At 59.7% G+C, this 15,796-nt stretch carries 21 protein-coding genes; 19 read left to right on the top strand and 2 right to left on the bottom strand.

Annotated features, from left to right (window positions below):
* Position 1 precedes the first annotated feature (1 nt).
* Positions 2-1,339 (top strand): type II toxin-antitoxin system HipA family toxin, encoded by a 1,338-nt coding sequence (locus AC1D1J_RS03035; protein ID WP_477693853.1) that lies wholly within the window; start codon positions 2-4, stop codon positions 1,337-1,339.
* Here the strand turns inward: AC1D1J_RS03035 and AC1D1J_RS03030 are convergent.
* Positions 1,336-2,103 carry a glutathione peroxidase gene (locus AC1D1J_RS03030; protein WP_477693852.1) on the bottom strand — a complete coding sequence of 256 codons (768 nt, stop codon included), beginning with the start codon at positions 2,101-2,103 and terminating at the stop codon, positions 1,336-1,338. The two genes, AC1D1J_RS03035 and AC1D1J_RS03030, sit on opposite strands and share 4 nt — an antisense overlap.
* 232 nt (positions 2,104-2,335) lie before the next feature.
* Between AC1D1J_RS03030 and AC1D1J_RS03025 the strand changes: the two genes are divergently transcribed.
* Both AC1D1J_RS03025 and AC1D1J_RS03020 read left to right on the top strand, forming a co-directional pair.
* Complete coding sequence (locus tag AC1D1J_RS03025) at positions 2,336-2,788, top strand: DUF2721 domain-containing protein (RefSeq protein WP_457280618.1); 453 nt, start codon at positions 2,336-2,338, stop codon at positions 2,786-2,788.
* 385 nt (positions 2,789-3,173) lie between these two features.
* On the top strand, positions 3,174-3,728 hold the full coding sequence (locus AC1D1J_RS03020) for a hypothetical protein (protein ID WP_477693851.1): 555 nt from the start codon (positions 3,174-3,176) through the stop codon (positions 3,726-3,728).
* 21 nt (positions 3,729-3,749) lie between these two features.
* On the opposite strand, the gene AC1D1J_RS03015 is transcribed toward AC1D1J_RS03020, so the two are convergent.
* Positions 3,750-4,697, bottom strand: coding sequence for a LysR family transcriptional regulator (locus tag AC1D1J_RS03015; RefSeq protein ID WP_477694462.1), 948 nt, complete (start codon positions 4,695-4,697; stop codon positions 3,750-3,752).
* A 130-nt stretch (positions 4,698-4,827) separates the two neighbouring features.
* Here AC1D1J_RS03015 and AC1D1J_RS03010 point away from each other — a divergent pair, with 130 nt between their 5' ends.
* The 16 genes from AC1D1J_RS03010 to AC1D1J_RS02935 all read left to right on the top strand — a co-directional run bounded on the left by AC1D1J_RS03010 (position 4,828) and on the right by AC1D1J_RS02935 (position 15,767).
* Positions 4,828-6,246 (top strand): acyclic terpene utilization AtuA family protein, encoded by a 1,419-nt coding sequence (locus AC1D1J_RS03010; protein ID WP_477693850.1) that lies wholly within the window; start codon positions 4,828-4,830, stop codon positions 6,244-6,246.
* Positions 6,243-6,614: an AtuA-related protein gene (locus AC1D1J_RS03005; RefSeq protein ID WP_477685654.1), complete on the top strand. Its 372-nt coding sequence runs from the start codon at positions 6,243-6,245 to the stop codon at positions 6,612-6,614. Before AC1D1J_RS03010 ends, AC1D1J_RS03005 begins: the two co-directional genes overlap by 4 nt.
* 122 nt (positions 6,615-6,736) lie before the next feature.
* Positions 6,737-7,696: a Bug family tripartite tricarboxylate transporter substrate binding protein gene (locus AC1D1J_RS03000; RefSeq protein ID WP_477694461.1), complete on the top strand. Its 960-nt coding sequence runs from the start codon at positions 6,737-6,739 to the stop codon at positions 7,694-7,696.
* Between the two features lie 263 nt (positions 7,697-7,959).
* Positions 7,960-8,583: a TetR/AcrR family transcriptional regulator gene (locus AC1D1J_RS02995; RefSeq protein WP_477693849.1), complete on the top strand. Its 624-nt coding sequence runs from the start codon at positions 7,960-7,962 to the stop codon at positions 8,581-8,583.
* A 41-nt stretch (positions 8,584-8,624) separates the two neighbouring features.
* Positions 8,625-9,248: an isochorismatase family protein gene (locus AC1D1J_RS02990; RefSeq protein ID WP_477693848.1), complete on the top strand. Its 624-nt coding sequence runs from the start codon at positions 8,625-8,627 to the stop codon at positions 9,246-9,248.
* Positions 9,249-9,317: 69 nt separating this feature from the next.
* Complete coding sequence (locus tag AC1D1J_RS02985; RefSeq protein ID WP_477685658.1) at positions 9,318-10,121, top strand: hypothetical protein; 804 nt, start codon at positions 9,318-9,320, stop codon at positions 10,119-10,121.
* Positions 10,122-10,298: 177 nt separating this feature from the next.
* Complete coding sequence (locus AC1D1J_RS02980) at positions 10,299-10,670, top strand: hypothetical protein (RefSeq protein ID WP_477685659.1); 372 nt, start codon at positions 10,299-10,301, stop codon at positions 10,668-10,670.
* 62 nt (positions 10,671-10,732) lie between these two features.
* Positions 10,733-11,095, top strand: coding sequence for an energy transducer TonB (locus AC1D1J_RS02975; protein ID WP_477685660.1), 363 nt, complete (start codon positions 10,733-10,735; stop codon positions 11,093-11,095).
* A 31-nt stretch (positions 11,096-11,126) separates the two neighbouring features.
* Positions 11,127-11,639, top strand: a complete 513-nt coding sequence (locus AC1D1J_RS02970; protein ID WP_477693847.1) for a DinB family protein — start codon at positions 11,127-11,129, stop codon at positions 11,637-11,639.
* 88 nt (positions 11,640-11,727) lie between these two features.
* Positions 11,728-12,123 (top strand): NAD(+)--rifampin ADP-ribosyltransferase, encoded by a 396-nt coding sequence (arr, locus tag AC1D1J_RS02965; RefSeq protein WP_477685662.1) that lies wholly within the window; start codon positions 11,728-11,730, stop codon positions 12,121-12,123.
* Between the two features lie 115 nt (positions 12,124-12,238).
* A complete protein-coding gene (locus AC1D1J_RS02960) occupies positions 12,239-12,505 on the top strand; it encodes a hypothetical protein (protein WP_477685663.1) in 267 nt (88 codons plus the stop codon).
* A gap of 156 nt (positions 12,506-12,661) precedes the next feature.
* Positions 12,662-13,084 carry an SgcJ/EcaC family oxidoreductase gene (locus tag AC1D1J_RS02955; RefSeq protein WP_477693846.1) on the top strand — a complete coding sequence of 141 codons (423 nt, stop codon included), beginning with the start codon at positions 12,662-12,664 and terminating at the stop codon, positions 13,082-13,084.
* Positions 13,085-13,177: 93 nt separating this feature from the next.
* Positions 13,178-13,510 (top strand): hypothetical protein, encoded by a 333-nt coding sequence (locus AC1D1J_RS02950; RefSeq protein WP_477693845.1) that lies wholly within the window; start codon positions 13,178-13,180, stop codon positions 13,508-13,510.
* Positions 13,511-13,878: 368 nt separating this feature from the next.
* Positions 13,879-14,397, top strand: a complete 519-nt coding sequence (locus AC1D1J_RS02945) for a DUF2199 domain-containing protein (protein WP_477693844.1) — start codon at positions 13,879-13,881, stop codon at positions 14,395-14,397.
* Between the two features lie 82 nt (positions 14,398-14,479).
* Positions 14,480-15,004, top strand: a complete 525-nt coding sequence (locus AC1D1J_RS02940; RefSeq protein ID WP_477693843.1) for a hypothetical protein — start codon at positions 14,480-14,482, stop codon at positions 15,002-15,004.
* 82 nt (positions 15,005-15,086) lie between these two features.
* Positions 15,087-15,767 carry a hypothetical protein gene (locus tag AC1D1J_RS02935; RefSeq protein WP_477693842.1) on the top strand — a complete coding sequence of 227 codons (681 nt, stop codon included), beginning with the start codon at positions 15,087-15,089 and terminating at the stop codon, positions 15,765-15,767.
* Positions 15,768-15,796 lie beyond the last annotated feature (29 nt).

The raw sequence follows: 15,796 nt of genomic DNA, 5'->3' as shown, positions 1-15,796 counted from the left end.
CATGAACGTTCTGGCGCTTGATATTTATATCGGCACCTTGCGTGCCGGCCTGCTGTTCCAGTACGGCACGGGCAGTAGCGCGCTCACACGTTTCATTCCAGACGAGGTTTTTTGGTCCAACCCCGATTCGCCGGTGTTCTCCTGGGCCGCTACCGACGACGACCCGCAGCGCCGGGGGATTTTCTGGCGCAGTTATGTGAACACCCCGTTCTTCAATGCCGAAGGCGGGCGCTTGCCGGCATTCTTTCAGAACCTGCTGCCCGAAGGGCCGTTGCGCCGCCATCTGGAACAGCTGCGCGGCTGCGGGCCCAACGACCATTTCGACATGCTGGCCGCCTGCGGCACGGACCTGCCGGGCAATGTGTATGCCTATCCCGCGCACCTTGATGCCGATGCGCTGGCCGCCGTGGTAACGCAGCACAACGACGCGCTTGAGATGTCCGTCACGGCTGATCCCTTGCCCGACGCGACATCGCTGTCGGGCGTACAGCCCAAGCTGGCGCTGGTGCAGCAGCCGGGGCGTTATGTGGCGCGCACCCGTGACGCGCAGGGCACCCACATCATCGCCAAGCTGCCCACGGCTGAATTTGCCCTGTTGCCCGAAGTAGAAGAGCTTTCCCTGCGGCTGGCACGGGCAGCCGGCGTGAACGTGTGTGAGGCCTGGCTGGCGCCCATGGACGAGATCGTCGCCGAGCAACCGTTTGTGCTCGGCGAAAGCCGGCATTTTCTGGCCGTCAAGCGCTTTGACCGCGGCCCTGAAGGCCACATTCATTGCGAAGACTTTGCGCAGATCCTGCGCATCCAGCCGGAAGAAAAATACACGCATCCCGCCGCAACCTACGCCGCCATGACCCGGACTTTGCGCGAAGGCATGAGCCTGGATGCGCACCTTGGCGAGGGCGCTGCAGAAGAACTGATCCGCCGCGTGATGGTCAATGAAATGCTCGGCAACTATGACGCCCACGTCAAAAACTTTGGCGTGGTCTACCGTGACGGCCGCACGCCCGAGTTGTCTCCGGCCTACGACGTGGTGGCCTACGCGGCCTACCTGGGCGGCAGGGGCCACGCGCTGCGCTTTGTGCCCGGTGGTGAAAAGCAGGCCAGGCTGACCGCCAAAACGCTGCGCAGTTTTTGCAACGCCACGGGCATGTTTGAAACGCGCGTGCGCGGCGTGCTCAATGAAGCAGTGGGAAAAGCGTGTGAGTCATGGCCGCAGATGATTGCCGCCAGTTCGCTGCTCGAACGGCAAAAGCAGAACCTGCTCAAGCACTTTGACGCCTGCGAAGCGGTGGTCAGCTGGCGCGCCCGGCGCAGGGCAAAAAGCGCTGCGGCCGGCTAGCTGAGAAACTGGCGCGGTTCAGACTGTGGCCGGGACTTTTCCAACCAGGCTTGCAGGTCTTCCGACCCGCCGATTTTTTTCCCGCCTGCGAATACTTGTGGCGCCGTTCCCGCGCCTGCAACCGCTTGCAGCGTGCTGGTGGTGATGCCCTGGCCCAGGGTGATCTCCTCGTAGCTAAGGCCTGCTTCGTCCAGCATGGCCCGGGCTTTTGCGCAAAACGGGCAGCCCGGCTTGCTGAAGAGGGTGACGGGTTCGGGCGCTACCGCGTTCGGGGCGACGTACCTGAGCATGGTGTCGGCGTCGGACACCTCAAACGGGTCACCTTCCTTTTCAGGTTCAATGAACATTTTCTCGACCACGCCGTCCCGCACCAGCATGGAATAACGCCAGGAGCGCTTGCCGAAGCCGAGATCGCTTTTGTCGACCAGCATGCCCATACCTTTGGAGAAGTCGCCATTGCCGTCCGGGATCAGGGTGATATTGCCGGCCTCCTGCGCCTTGCCCCAATCGTTCATCACAAAGGCGTCATTGACCGAGAAGCAGACCACGTCGTCAATGCCGTTGGCCTTGAAGGTGTTGGCCAGCGCATTAAAGCGCGGCAAGTGGGTGGAAGAGCAGGTGGGCGTGTAGGCGCCGGGGAGCGAAAAAACCACGACGTTTTTTCCGGCAAACAGGTCGGTGCTTTTCACATCAACCCATTGGTCGTTCTGGCGTGTCTTGAAGGTGACGTCAGGGACGCGCTGTCCCTCGTTATTGGGGAGCATGGAAAATCCTTTGGTGGAAATAATTCGGTGCAGTGCCGCGATGGCGGTCGCAGGGAAAAAAGGCAACGCGGGCACTGCCTTGGAGTTCATTGTGGGGACGACCGCACGCCGCGAGCTGTCGGACAGCGACGACATCCGTGTAGGGCATCGTCCGCAAAGGCAGGCGACCGGCAGGCCTGCTGGCCTGATGTTTGCATGACAATACCCATTTCATGAACCCCCGGAGCCCCGCATGAACTTTGCGCCCGACCTTGCGACGGTCACCCACGGTATTCAACTGGCAGTGGCGCCGGTGTTTTTGCTCACCGCTGTTTCGGGAATGATCGCCGCCGTCGCCGGGCGGCTGGCGCGCATCATCGACCGCGCGCGTTTCCTGGAGAACCGGCTGGAGACCGGCGGCGTGGAAGAGGCCCGCGCGCACCGCATGTATGCCGAACTGCGCGAGTTGCGCCAGCGCGGCTGGCTGGTCAACATCTGCATCGCCTTTCTGACCTTTTGCGCCATGCTGATCGGCACTACCATCATCCTGCTGTTTTTGGGTGAGACGAGTGAGTTGCCGACCCTGCGCATTGCCACTGTCTGTTTTTTGTCGGGCGTGGTGTGCTTTCTTCTCGCGCTGGTTTGCTTCCTGGCTGAAACGCTGCTGGCCACACGCCTGCTCAAGTTTGCCGAACCGAAAAAGTAGCGCGGTGGTTTGAGGTAATTGTTTTGCAGGTCTTAAATGCCTGCAGGCCAATTGGAACGGGCGCGAGAAGCTATGAAAAATATAGCACTCGGGTTTTTTCTCCTGTCGTAATTGTGACCGGCAGAAAACGCCAGACCTCCAGATACGTGACAACGTATGACTGTGAAACAGCTTGTTTCCTTACATCCCCATGCTGTGTTTTGCCGCCAGAATTGTGCAGCTTTGCGTGTGCCGGCATGCCCGTAAGGATGGACATGCCCGCAGAGTGCAACGCGGCGTGAAAGCCCTGTCAACGGCAACCGCAGGCCGCCGTTGAAAAAGGGACGCTGCGCACTTGCTGCCTGTGTCCGGCGAGCCCTGAACCGAAAACCACTGGAGAACCACGATGACAACAATACACACACCGAAAACAGGTTTGCGCCTGTCCAGCCGCAGCTTGGCACTTTTGATGGCAGGTGCACTGATGTGCTCCACAAGCTTTGCCGAGAAACCCGAATGGGCTGGCGGCGGCAAGAACAAGGACAAGGGCGGCAAGCACAGCCAGGTGGAGCAGTCAGACCAGGACGACCACGGCGGCAAAAAAGACAAGAAATCCAAAGGCAAGAAACACGAAGACGTCAGGGTCGGCGGCTATTTTGTTCCCGAGCAGCGTGTGGTGCTCCAGGACTACTACGGCAAACAATTCAAGTCCGGTCATTGCCCACCGGGCCTTGCCAAGAAAAACAACGGCTGCATGCCCCCCGGCCAGGCCAAAAAGTACGCCATCGGGCAACCGCTGCCGGCCGGCGTGGTCTATTACCCGGTGCCTGCATCGGTGGTGGTGCGCCTAGGCCCTCCGCCCTCAGGCCACAAGTATGTGCGTGTCGCCACCGACATCCTGTTGATTGCGCTGGGTACCAGCATGGTTGTGGATGCCGTCCAGGATCTGGGCTCGCTCTAAGCCCTAAAAAGTCCTAAAGCCCTAAGGCTTTCCGGGTTTGCGGCGCATCGGCTGCTGCGGCCCCGGCTGCCACGCTTTCATGCGTTCCATGACCAGGTCGTGCAGTGCCTGCGCCGCCACTGAAAGGCTGCCTTCCTGCCGGCGCACGGCATAAATTTTTCGTGACAGGCCAGGCGTGGCCAGCGGCCGCGTCAGCAGGTTCTTTCGCTCAAAGTGAAAGAGCGTGAGCGCCGGCACCACGCTGATGCCGATGCCTGCCTCAATCATGCCGGTCACCGTCGCCAGCTGGTCCACTTCCAGCACCGTATGGGTCTGCAACGGGTGCAGCGCTGCGTCCAGCGCCTGTCTCACGCTGCTATTGCGCGACATATGGATAAACGGGTAGGCCGCCAGTTTCTTCAGCGTCAATACTTTTTCTGTGGCCAGGGGATGGTCCGTGCGGCAGACCAGGTGAAAACGGTCGGTGCACAGCAGCTGCGTGGTCAGGCCCGCGTGCGTGGCGCCTGTTGAGGCAAGCGCGAAGTCGGCCTTGCCGCTGCGCACCAGCTCAATGCAGGCGTCCGACAGCAGGTCGCTGAGGTTCAGCTCAATGCCGGGCCAGGCCTGCCCGAACTCCGCAAAAATGGAAGGCAGCCAGCCCGCCGCGAGTGAGGGCAGGGCCGCCACATGCACACGCCCCTTGCGGCGCTCGACGTGGTCGCTCATCTCGCCCACCGCGGCGCTGAAGTCACCCAGCAATTGCCGCGCCGGCGCTTCAAACAATCTGCCTTCCGCTGTCAGCTGCACGCTGCGCGTGTCGCGGTCAAACAGCCGGGTGTTCAGCTCCGTTTCCAGCGTCTGGATCAGCGCGCTGAACGCAGGCTGCGACAGGTGGCAGGCGGCAGCGGCCCGGGTAAAGCTGCTCAGCTCCGCCAGCGCCAGAAAAGCCCGCAGCTGGCGCGTCGACAGGTTGGGGCTGCGTGGAGGCAGGCGGGCCGCATTTTTCGGGGTGGTGGTGGGTGCGGCCATTAATCTGATTTTCAAGTCAATCGATAGGAATTTTGCATTTTACAAATAAAAGGTGGGGGCTTAAATTCATGGCATCCACCGCTTGGCCATGATGACCTCTACCACCGCTGCTGCAGCCGCCCGTACCGCCACGCCGCCCGCCAACCTGCTGATCGGTTGCGCGGCCGGCTTTTCGGGTGACCGTGTGGACGCGGCCGGTCCGGTGGTGGACACCCTGATCGCGCGGGGCGGGCCGGCTTTTTTGATTTTCGAGACGCTGGCCGAACGCACGCTGGCGCTGGCGCAATTGCGCCGCCGCGCCGACCCCGGCGCCGGCTTTGAGCCGCTGCTGGACGACATGCTGCGTCCCGTGCTGGCGCGCTGCCTGCAGCACAACATCCGCATCGTCAGCAACTTCGGCGCGGCCAACCCGATGGGCGCGGCGCGGCATATTCAGGCCATGGCCCGGGAGCTGGGTTTGCCTGCGCCGCGTATTGCGGTGGTCGAAGGTGATGACCTCTCGGAAGAGCGGCATCGCGAGCTGCTGCGCACCCAGCTGGGCAGCGCACTGGACGGTATCCGCATGGTCAGCGCCAATGCCTACATTGGCGCTGAAGCGATTGCCGCTGCGCTGGACGCCGGCGCGCAAATCGTGGTGGCTGGCCGCGTGGCCGATCCGTCACTGGCCGTCGGGCCTGCCATGTCGCACTTTGGCTGGCATGCCGACGACTGGGACCGGCTGGCACGCGCCACCATGGCCGGCCATCTGCTGGAGTGCGGGGCGCAGGTTTGCGGCGGCTATTTCGCAGACCCCGGCTACAAGGACGTTCCCGATTTGCACGCCGTCGGCTATCCGATTGCCGAAATCAGCGCCGACGGCAACTGCATCATCGGCAAGGCCGCCAACACCGGCGGGCTGGTGAACCTTGCCAGCGTCAAGGAGCAGTTGTTGTATGAAGTGCATGACCCGGCCGCCTACCTCACGCCCGACGTGGTGGCGGACATCACCACGGCGCAGATTGAACAAGCCGGCCCCAACCGCGTGGCGCTGAGCGGTGTGCGCGGCCATGCCCGGCCTCCCAGCCTCAAGGTCAACCTCTGCCATGAGGGCGGCTGGCTGGCCGAAGGTGAAATCTCTTACGCCGGCCCGCGCGCCGAGGCCCGCGCCCGTCTGGCCGCCGATGTGCTGCGCCAGCGCCTGCCGGCCCTGGCATTGCGGGTAGACCTGGTCGGCGCGCTCAGCGTCATGGGCGACGACGCCGGCGGCCTGCTGGCCGCAACGCCGCCCGGCGACGCGCGCGATGTACGCTTGCGCGTGGCCGCCACACACACTGACCGCCTTGAGGCCGAGCGGCTGACGCGGGAAGTCACAGCCCTGTATTGCTGCGGCCCGGCTGGCGGCGGCGGCGTGCGCACGGCCTTGACGCCAAGGCTCAACACGCTGCCCTGCCTGGTGCCCCGCGAAGCCGTGAAGGTGTCGTTCAGGATGCTCGATACCGCAGCGCTGGCTACCGCAGGGGAGGCCGCATGAGCCAGGCCATGATCACGGTCCCGCTGTACCGCGCCGCGCACGGGCGAACCGGCGACAAGGGCAACCGTTCCAACATCAGCGTGATTGCCTGGCACGCTGAGCTTTATCCCGTTCTTTTGCAGCAGCTGAGCGAAGCCGCCGTGGCGCGCCACTTTGCCCACCGCAAGCCCAGCCGTGTGCAGCGGTTTGAGCTGCCTTTGCTGGGTGCCCTGAACTTTGTGCTCGACGACGTGCTCGACGGCGGCGTGAATGACGCGCTCAACCTCGACACGCACGGCAAGTCGCTTTCATTCTGGCTGCTGGATTTACCCATCGAGGTTCCTGCGGCGCTGGCGGGCCTGCTGGCCGGAGGAGACCACGCTTTTTAACGGAACCGATTCACCAGGACACCAAGACGAGATCAACAACGTCAGATAGCCCCATCACAACATCAGGAGACAACGTGAAAACCGCCACTCAAAAATCCATCCACAGCCGCATCCGCCCCGCCATGCTCGGCATCGCCGCGCTATGGGCCATCGCGCCTCTCGCCGTGCCCATGGCGGCACAGGCGCAGGGCTTTCCTGAAAAGCCGATCACCTTTGTTGTGCCGTTTGCGGCCGGCAGCGCGACCGACCAGCTGGCGCGCGCCATCGGCCAGGCCGTGACCAATGACAGCAAAGTCAGCGTGGTGGTGGACAACAAGCCCGGCGCCAACAGCTTCATCGGCGCCCAGGCAGCTGCCAAGGCGAAGCCCGACGGCTACACCGTGTTCATCACCACCAATACCACGCAGTCCGCCAACGAGCACCTGTTCAAGAAACTGCCTTACGACCCGGTAAAGGACTTCGCACCGCTGACCGCGCTAGGCCGCGGCGGCCAGATCATGGTGGTCAACCCGGCACTGCCGGTCAACAGCGTGGCGGAGTTCATTGCGCTGGCCAAATCGAAACCCGGCAAGCTGTCTTTCGGCAGCGGCAGCTCGTCCAGCCGCGTGGCGGGTGAGCAGTTCAAGCAGATGACGGGCACCTACATCCTGAACATTCCGTACAAGAGCAACCCGCCCGCGGTGACGGACCTGCTGGGCGGCCAGATCGACATGATGATCACCGACATGGCGACCGGCCTGCCGCAGGTCAAGGGCGGCAAGCTCAAGGCGCTGGGTGTTTCCACCCGCCAGCGCTCGCCGCTGGCGCCCGAGGTGCCGACCATCGCCGAAGCTGGCGTCAAGGGGTATGAAATGACCTACTGGTTTGCTGCCTATGCGCCGGCCGGCACGCCCGCCGATGTGGTGGCCAAGCTCAGCGACATGCTGGTGAAGGCGGCCCGCAGCCCTTCGGCCGCGCCGTTTTACCAGTCCAGCGGCACCGAAATCTTCACCAGCAACCCGGAAGAGCTGCGCAAGTTTCAGGCGGCAGAAACGCTGAAATGGGGAAAGATCATCAAGGCCGCGGGAATCGAGCCTGAATAAGGGCTTGGGGCTGGATTTGAGCTAAATGGGTCTCCAGCCCTTTGTGAACGGGCGCGAGCAGCTATCAAATTAGTAGCTAATCAGGCTGGCCGGGCAGGCGGCGGGCGAGGCCAGGCCGATCATGTGACGAATGAAGCTGCGATGGTGGTGGATCTTCTGGCGTCATCCAGTGAATTTAAACAACGTTTAATTTTTAGAACAAGCGTTAATTTTCACCGGAAATCGCACCCTGGATAGACGGCTTTCACGCCTATATTCTGGCGATGCAAACCCGAATAGATCGCCAGCAGGTCCAAAACGATTTACGCCGAACCCTGATGCTGGACGCCGCCCGATCCGTCTTCGAACGCCTGGGCATTGACGGCGCCAGCATCCGCGAGATCGCCAAGGAGGCGGGCTACACCGCCGGGGCCATCTATTCCTATTTTGAAAACAAGGAAGCCATTTACGGCGCCTTGCTGGCCGAGTGCCTGGAGCGCCTCCATGGCGTGGTGGCATCTGCGGGTGAGGCGCGGGGCGGTCCGGCTGAGGTGCTGGAAGCCAAGGCCAGCGCCTGGTTTGGTTTTTTTGCGGCCAACCCGCGCGATCTGGATCTGGGTTTTTACCTCATGCAGGGCATGCGCCTGCGCGGGCTGGGTACCGAGCTGAACCAGCGGCTCAATGACCGCCTTCATGACGCCTTGCGGCCCTGCGAAGCCGCCTTGCGGGCCATGGGTTTGAACGCCGAAGACGCATTGCGCGAAAATACGGCTTTGTTCGCGCATGGCATGGGCTTGCTGCTTCTCCAACATACCGGTCGCATCCGCATGTTCGGGCAGGACGCCACGCTGCTGTTCGACGCTTATGTGATCGGCCTGGTGGAGCGCCTGCAGCGCAGCCCGGCCTGATCTTCTTTCCAGAACGCCTCCAGAATTCCCCAGGACCCCCGATGCTGCTTGACGCCGACGATTCCCAACTTGTACTGGTCGACTACCAGACCCTTTTGATGCCCGCCATTTTTGAAGGCAACCTCGTCATGGCCAATGCCGTCAGGCTGGCCCGCATGGCCAAATTGCTGGATTTACCGGTGTGGGGTACGGAAGAAAACCCCGAAAGCCTGGGCGCCACCGTGCCCGAATTACAGGCCGCCATTGAAGCCGCCGGCGGCAAGACCATGGACAAGATGTTCTTCAGCGCCGTGGCCGACGGCCTGGGCGACCTGCTGCGCCCACCGGTGCGCAAGGCACCCACAGGTGGAAATGCCCGCAGCCTGCCCAAACACCTGCAAAAGCCGGCGCCCGAGCCGGAAGAGGGCAGAAGCACCATCGTCATCGCCGGCTGCGAAGCCCACGTCTGCCTGATGCAGACCGCGCTGGATTTGCTGGAGGAAGAGTTCGAGGTCTGGGTGGTCACCGACGCTTGCAGCTCACGCACCGAACGCAACCGCGATGCCGCCTTTGACCGCCTGGCCGGCAACGGCGCCGAACTGGTGACGACCGAGATGGTGGCGTTTGAGTGGCTGCGCACGGCGGAGCATGAGGTGTTCAGGGATGTGCTGGGGTTGGTTAAATAGAAGACGCAATAGAAGACGCTTGTGGCCGCAGCTTGCGGTCTCTCAAAACTAAAAAAATGGGAGGGGCATGTGAAGAAGCTTTATCTATTGGGCGCGGTTGCCCTATTCGCTGCCGCATGTCTTGGCGCTCCAGATGGCGCACGAGCGCATGAGAACGACAAGGTCGTCACCGTGCAGGGAAGTCCCACGGTCTACCTGGCACTGGCCGACGGACCAATCTATCCTTTCGTGAATCCGGAAACATTCCTCGGCTGCGGCTTCAAGTGGACCGATGTGGTGACGGTGCCACAGGAGTGGCTCGACTATGCGTTCAGGATCCGCATGTACCCCCTTTCGGATGTGCCGACCTGCGAGATGGTGCGCGGGCTGCGTCCCATACAGAAGGCGCCGGCCGATCGCGCGCCGGTAATGGTTGATGGCAGACCGGAGGTGTACTACGTGCTTCCGGACGGGACGAAGCACCTGATTGCCAACGCCGATGCTTTCCTCGGGTGTGGGTTCCTCTGGAGCGACGTGCAGAAGATATCGTCCAAGGAGTTGGAGGCGATGAATAACGGTATCGCGCTGCCGGACGCGACTGCGTGCCGAACGGCGCGTCGCTTGAGCTTCGCGGTAGCGACACGCGAAGGCGAAGGGGCTCCACAGGGTGTGGGAGAGTTGCTCGACAATATAGTCTCAATCCCTGGCCAGGAGGAGATTGTGTACTTCGTGACGGGCTGGGGTATCCGGTACAAGTTCTCGAATCCAGAGGCCTTTCTCGGCTGCGGTTTCCTGTCTGGCAACGTAAAGAAAGTCAGCCCGTTGCCGCTCTTCTATCTGGTCGCGGGCCCTTCACTCACCAGCGCCGCCGACTGCAAGCTGCTGCGAAACTGAGCCGATCCGAATCAAGTGAGAAAGATGGGAACCACCACCCATCAAATGAATTGCAAGCTGCATCCCGGATGATCATGATCTCTTTGTCAAAGCAGACCTGGCCGGTAGCTAGGCTTAACGATTCATTTATGCCGAAGTCGCTTCATGGTGCGCCTGCGTTCAGGCTTTAGACCTCCAATGAGAAATTACGTACTGCCGGTAGCCGCTCGGCTCCTGGCGTTTATCGTGCCGTTATTCCTTGTGTACCTGTATGCACGAAGTGCGTTCGAGTACGCGCGCACACAAGAACACCACGGAGATACTGGCCTGGGAATCGCCATTCTTCTGGGCTTCATGACCTTCGTGATGCTCGGCGCGTTCCTGATTGATCTCATCATCCAGATCCGAAAGAGACGGCCTTCCGCCTATTTGACGGACGGTTTAATCTTGCTGATGCTACTCATGCCGTTTGGCTGGTTTGCGTGCAATTGGTTCGGGCTTCATAACAGTCTTGCTTGCAGGATTCCCATGGTATTTTTCAGCCAGGTTCTAAGCTGGCTTTATCAGTGAGGCTTTTTGACCGCCTGGCTGGCGTTCGAATTTTGTCCAGTTGCAATCCATACCGGTACCCCATGAAATACCTGTTTCGCGTTTTCTGTATCTGCTTCCTTTTCCCTCTGTCGATGGCGCTGACAGCTTGTGTCACCGGCCCGGATGAAATTGTGCGGCCTGCCAGCCAGGCCGATTCGCCAAGGCTTGCGTATCCAGCACGTGCCAGGCGTCTTATGGAGGAGGGCGTTGTCAGGTTGCGAGTGGAAGTTTTGGCGAACGGCAACGCCGGCGAGGTGCGGCTCCGTCAGAGCTCGGGTTTTGCCATGCTGGATGCGGCCGCAATCGAAGGCGTGAAAAAGTTCAAGTTCAACCCTGCCAGAACAAAGTCGGGCCGTGCCGTGGACTCCTGGGTGGAACTTCCGATCAAGTACGCTCTTGAGTAGCTGGCCAAACTTAAAAGGAACCTCACTTGCCATGAACACCATTCTCGTTTCATTGTTCGAGTACAAGGCCTGGGCGAACACCGAGCTCCACGCTGTCCTCGAAAAGTTTGCTGCGCAGCAGCATCCCGGTGAGTTTCGCGCCATGCTTCACACGCTTGATCACGCCAACGTTGTGGACCGTATTTTTCAGGGCCATCTGACCGGCGCCGCCACGCAGCGCTTCAAGGCAACGCACTCTGAACCCACGCCGGGCTTGCCGGAGTTGCGGGAGATCGTGAGGTCCACAGACGACTGGTACCTGCAGTTCGTACGCGGCGTCAGCGCCGAGCGTTTGAAACATCGGGTGCATTTCACTTTCACTGATGGTGACAAAGGCGAGATGTCTTGTGAAGAGATGCTGCTCCACGTCATTACACACAGCGGCTATCACCGCGGGAGCATTGGTCAGATGCTTGAAGACTTGGGCACCGACTCTCCGCCAGACTCCCTGACAAAGTTTTTGCACAGGCATGAACCGGAGCGTCGACTCGAACCCAAGGGGTAACGAGGCGGGCGCACGGCAACGCATGCAGTGACTCCTAACCCCTCGTTCAACCCGCCTTCCGCATCGACCCGTTTTTATTTCACAGCTCATGGCAACTTTGGATACCGGCCCTTTTTTTCACGGCACCAAAGCCGAATTGCAGACAGGCGATCTGCTGACGCCAGGCTTTAAATCGAATTACGACGATAGCGTTGTGATGAACCACATCTATTTCACAGCCCTTCCCAAAGGCGCCGGGCTTGCCGCAGAAATAGCCAAGGGCAGCGGCAGGCCGCGGGTCTATATCGTTGAACCGACGGGGGAATATGAGAACGATCCCAACGTCACAGACAAGAAGTTTCCAGGCAACCCGACGCGGTCCTATCGAAGCAAGCTGCCTGTAAAAGTGATTGGCGAACTTGAAAGCTGGGAACTGTATGACTCGCAGTTCATTCAACAACTGAGAGACCGCATAGAGAATGGCATGGGCAAAATCATCAATTGATATAAATCTCCCTCTATGAAGCGAACATCCAATTGCGCCGATAGGGCGCCTAACCCCTCGCTCAAGCGCCGACCCGCTACGGCCGGCTTAGCTCAAGCGTTAACCTGCTGAAGTCATGCACACTGAAAAGCCGGAAATCCTTCCCGAGATACGCCTTTCTCGGTTCTCTGCGGTGGGGGACGGCATGCACGTCGAAGTTTCAGCACCGGTGGAGGCTGTTGACACCGCTGGTCCAATCCTGACTTTCCGGGAGGATGAGCGGTTGGGAAAGCAGGTGGTGCTGCACTTCCCTGATCGAGACATTGTGTTTCCACTCTCCGAGCTTCAGCGAGCCATCACCTATGCCGAAGCAGAGGTGCACAAAGAGTCGTTCTATGACTAGCGTTTTTTTGGACGCCTGCATAGCGTCCAGCGGCCTGGTAGTTTGGTTAACACGGATGCCCACGGGAACTCGCTCCCTGGGGTCGCACCTTTCCGCGGTCGTCAATTAGGCCTGTCCCTGGCGCCGTAGCAATCCGAGAGACGCAGGACTAACCCCATGACCAAGATGAAGAAACCTGAAGATGCGCCCGGTGCATTTCAAGACGCCTGGAATAGCCACGACATGACGGCTCTCGGTGAGCTATTCGATCAGGACGCAACGTTCGTGAATCGCTTCGGACACTATGTTCGGGGCGTTGAAGAGATCGTGGCACTGCACGTTCCCATTCACGAAACAATCTATCGCGACTCCACGCTGCAGAACGAGCTCATCGATGTCGCCCATATTGCAGACGGGGCGGCGGTCATCCATTTCTGGAGCCGCCTGGCTGCCGGCGCCGCCCACCCGGCCGGGCCCCACGTGGTGGATACGCTGATCCTCGCCGTGCTGACGAGACAGAACGATATCTGGCGCATTCGGGCACTAGAGAATGTGACCCTTGTGAATCCGCGGACCGGTGAGGCGATCTTGCGCGGCTAGCGCAGTCTTGAACTTACATGGCATCCTCTTTCAGTCGAACAACGTCAAGGCATCACAATGGATCGAGCTAACCCACGGCCGAAGGTTTCCCCCATGTCAAACGCCAAGCCTCGGATCATGCAGTCATCCAACGCCGTTCTGCTGTGTCCCTTCTGTCAAGGGCGGGTGCAGCGGGTGGAAGAAAACCCGCAGCGCGAGTTCAATGTAGGTGCCTTTCTTTTGGCAGATTTCCTCTTTTGGTCAACCTTTGGTGTTGCACTCGTTTTGGGCTTATGGAACTGGATTGCCGGCTTCGCCGTCCTGGTTTTGGTAGTTGTTCCTGGTTGGACGCGCTGGGATCGCAGGAGCAGTGCTTATCGCTGCGAAAGTTGCCAATCGGTTCTTTCATATGCCGAAATTTCCCATCCCCATGGATTCGATGCATAACATGTCGTGGTGGCTCTGGTTCACCGCGACCTGCTTGGCGGTTCTAAACTTTGGGGTCTGCGTTGCCGTTTCACGGAGCGGTAACTACACTCGAGCGCAGGTACTCCTTCAATCTGCGCTTGTATGGCTGGTGCCGGTTCTCGGAGCAATATTTGTCGCGCTTGTTCTTCATGCGGATGCAACGCCGCGCTCGAGGGCTGGGCCGTTCATCCCGCCCACTGATGACCCTGGCGGCGCCAGCGGGGACCTTGGTGGCGGTGGTGGCCATGCCCCATAAAATATCAATCGACGCGGACCCACAACAGCAGGGAGAGGCTGTGCCGCAAGTGTTGGTGGTCCGGTCATCTTTACTTTAGGCCTCCAATTCCATGGGAGCAATCTTTGCATTCAAATGTTCGTGCTGCGGTGAGCTGCATGAGGGCTCGCCGAGCTTCGCATTTCAGGCGCCAGATCCATACACCTGGCTAACAGAAGAGCAGAAGCAAAGCATCGGGCAGGTGTCCGACGACCTCTGCGTTATCCGTCATGCCGAAAGAACCGACTACTTTGTCAGAGCTGTTTTGGAAATTCCAATACACGGCGTTAGTGAGCCCTTTGTTTGGGGTGTGTGGGTTTCTGCAGGTCAACAGAGCTTTGAGCGCTATGTTCAAACCTTTGACACCCCAGTAGAAGGTGACGGCTTCTTTGGCTGGCTTTGCAACCAAATCGACCTGTATCCAACCGAGCAATCGAGGTCCGCAGATGTGTACATACAGCCTGGAGATCTTCGGCCCAAAGTTGTCTTGCATTCCGCAGCCAATGGGGCTGATCAACTGGCAGTTGACCAGCTTTCGGGCATTACAGTTGAACGAGCCCGGTACCTGGCTGAGAAGGCTATGCACCGATGAGAAAGCGGCCTGACTGGTCGTTCAACGTGGACGTCCCGCGCTTGGCGCGTGCCGCCCATTAACTTAGACGTTAAAGGACCACATGACACCACAGCAACTGATCGGCGTCGGAGTTCGTTTGTTCGCGGTGTGGCTCGTAATGAGCAGTATTGCTTACTTTGTTGCCATTCCGGGCCAGCTCTCGAACAGCCCGGGGCTCCCGGGTGGTGCCACCGCAGTTTCTTATGCAATCGCTGTGGCTTACCTGCTGGGCGCGCTCTTGCTTTGGTTCTTTCCGATGGTAGTCGCGCATCGCCTTGTGCCGAGGACGCATCACGACAACCGGTTGTCTTTCCAGGCGCAAGAGCTGGCCCGCGTCGGTTGCGGCCTCATGGGACTTTGGATTTTTGCTAAAACTCTCCCCACGCTGACCTGGTTCTTCTTTCGCGCCTTCCTGGTGGCCGGATCGACATCTTCCTTTTCGGCGCTGGATCCGCAAGCGAAGTTGGACATTGCCGTAGCTGCTTTCGAGCTTGCTTTCGCCGTGGTACTGATAGTGAAGGCTGGCACATTCGCCAGGATCGTCGTTCCCGAGCCTCCTTCGTTGCCACCTCGCAATGATCTTTAACAAGTCGATCGACGGCCGCTTAGCGTTACATTGATTGTCACTTCATCACTGCTCATTAGAAGTTAGCAACCAGGAATCCCGCATGCCGTTTCGAATCTTTTCTGCGCTCTTGTTATGCCTCACCCTTGTCGCGTGCGCAAACAAGCATTTAAAACCTGACGGCGTTTCCGCATCGAGTTTGACGTCGACCAATGGCATCCTGGTCGGCAGTTTTGCAAGGAGCCCGGATGGCCCGGTGTACTACAGTCAAACCTTCTACTTCAAAAGCGTGAAGACGGGTGAAGTCCACCAGATTAAGGCCCAGCCGAGGTTCAACCTCTACACCTGGAAAACTCCCGATGACTTCAGCACGGAAAGCAGTGAGGGTGCGGTTTTTGTATTCAGCCTTCCTGCGGGGCCATACACCTTTCACAACTTCCGGTTGTATCAAGCCAATGGAGCTTTCCAGCAAAACTGGTCGTCAAAGACGGATTACTCGATTCCCTTCGAAATCCAGCCAAATACGGTTAACTACGTCGGCGAGATCAAGCTGGACGCCTTGAAGGGGCGAAACTTTTTCGGAATGACAGTCCCGGCCGGAGGAGTCTGGCTTGTCTCCGATCAGTTTGACCGGGATATGGAGATTCTTAAAAGAACCCGTACTGATATTCCGGTTTCCAGTATGGTGTCCGTCATACCGACAAAGAAGGAGGTATTCACGCCCTTGGTAGTGCTACCAAGCGAGATGAATGAATATCTGAGCCCTACGAAAAAGTCACAGTAGTAGGACGCGCCATCATCGGCCCATGCCTG

It is taken from the genome of Polaromonas sp. P1_F8, assembly GCF_056405635.1.
Note: the sequence above shows the minus strand (reverse complement) of the source record. Positions and strands in the feature narration are given on the sequence as shown.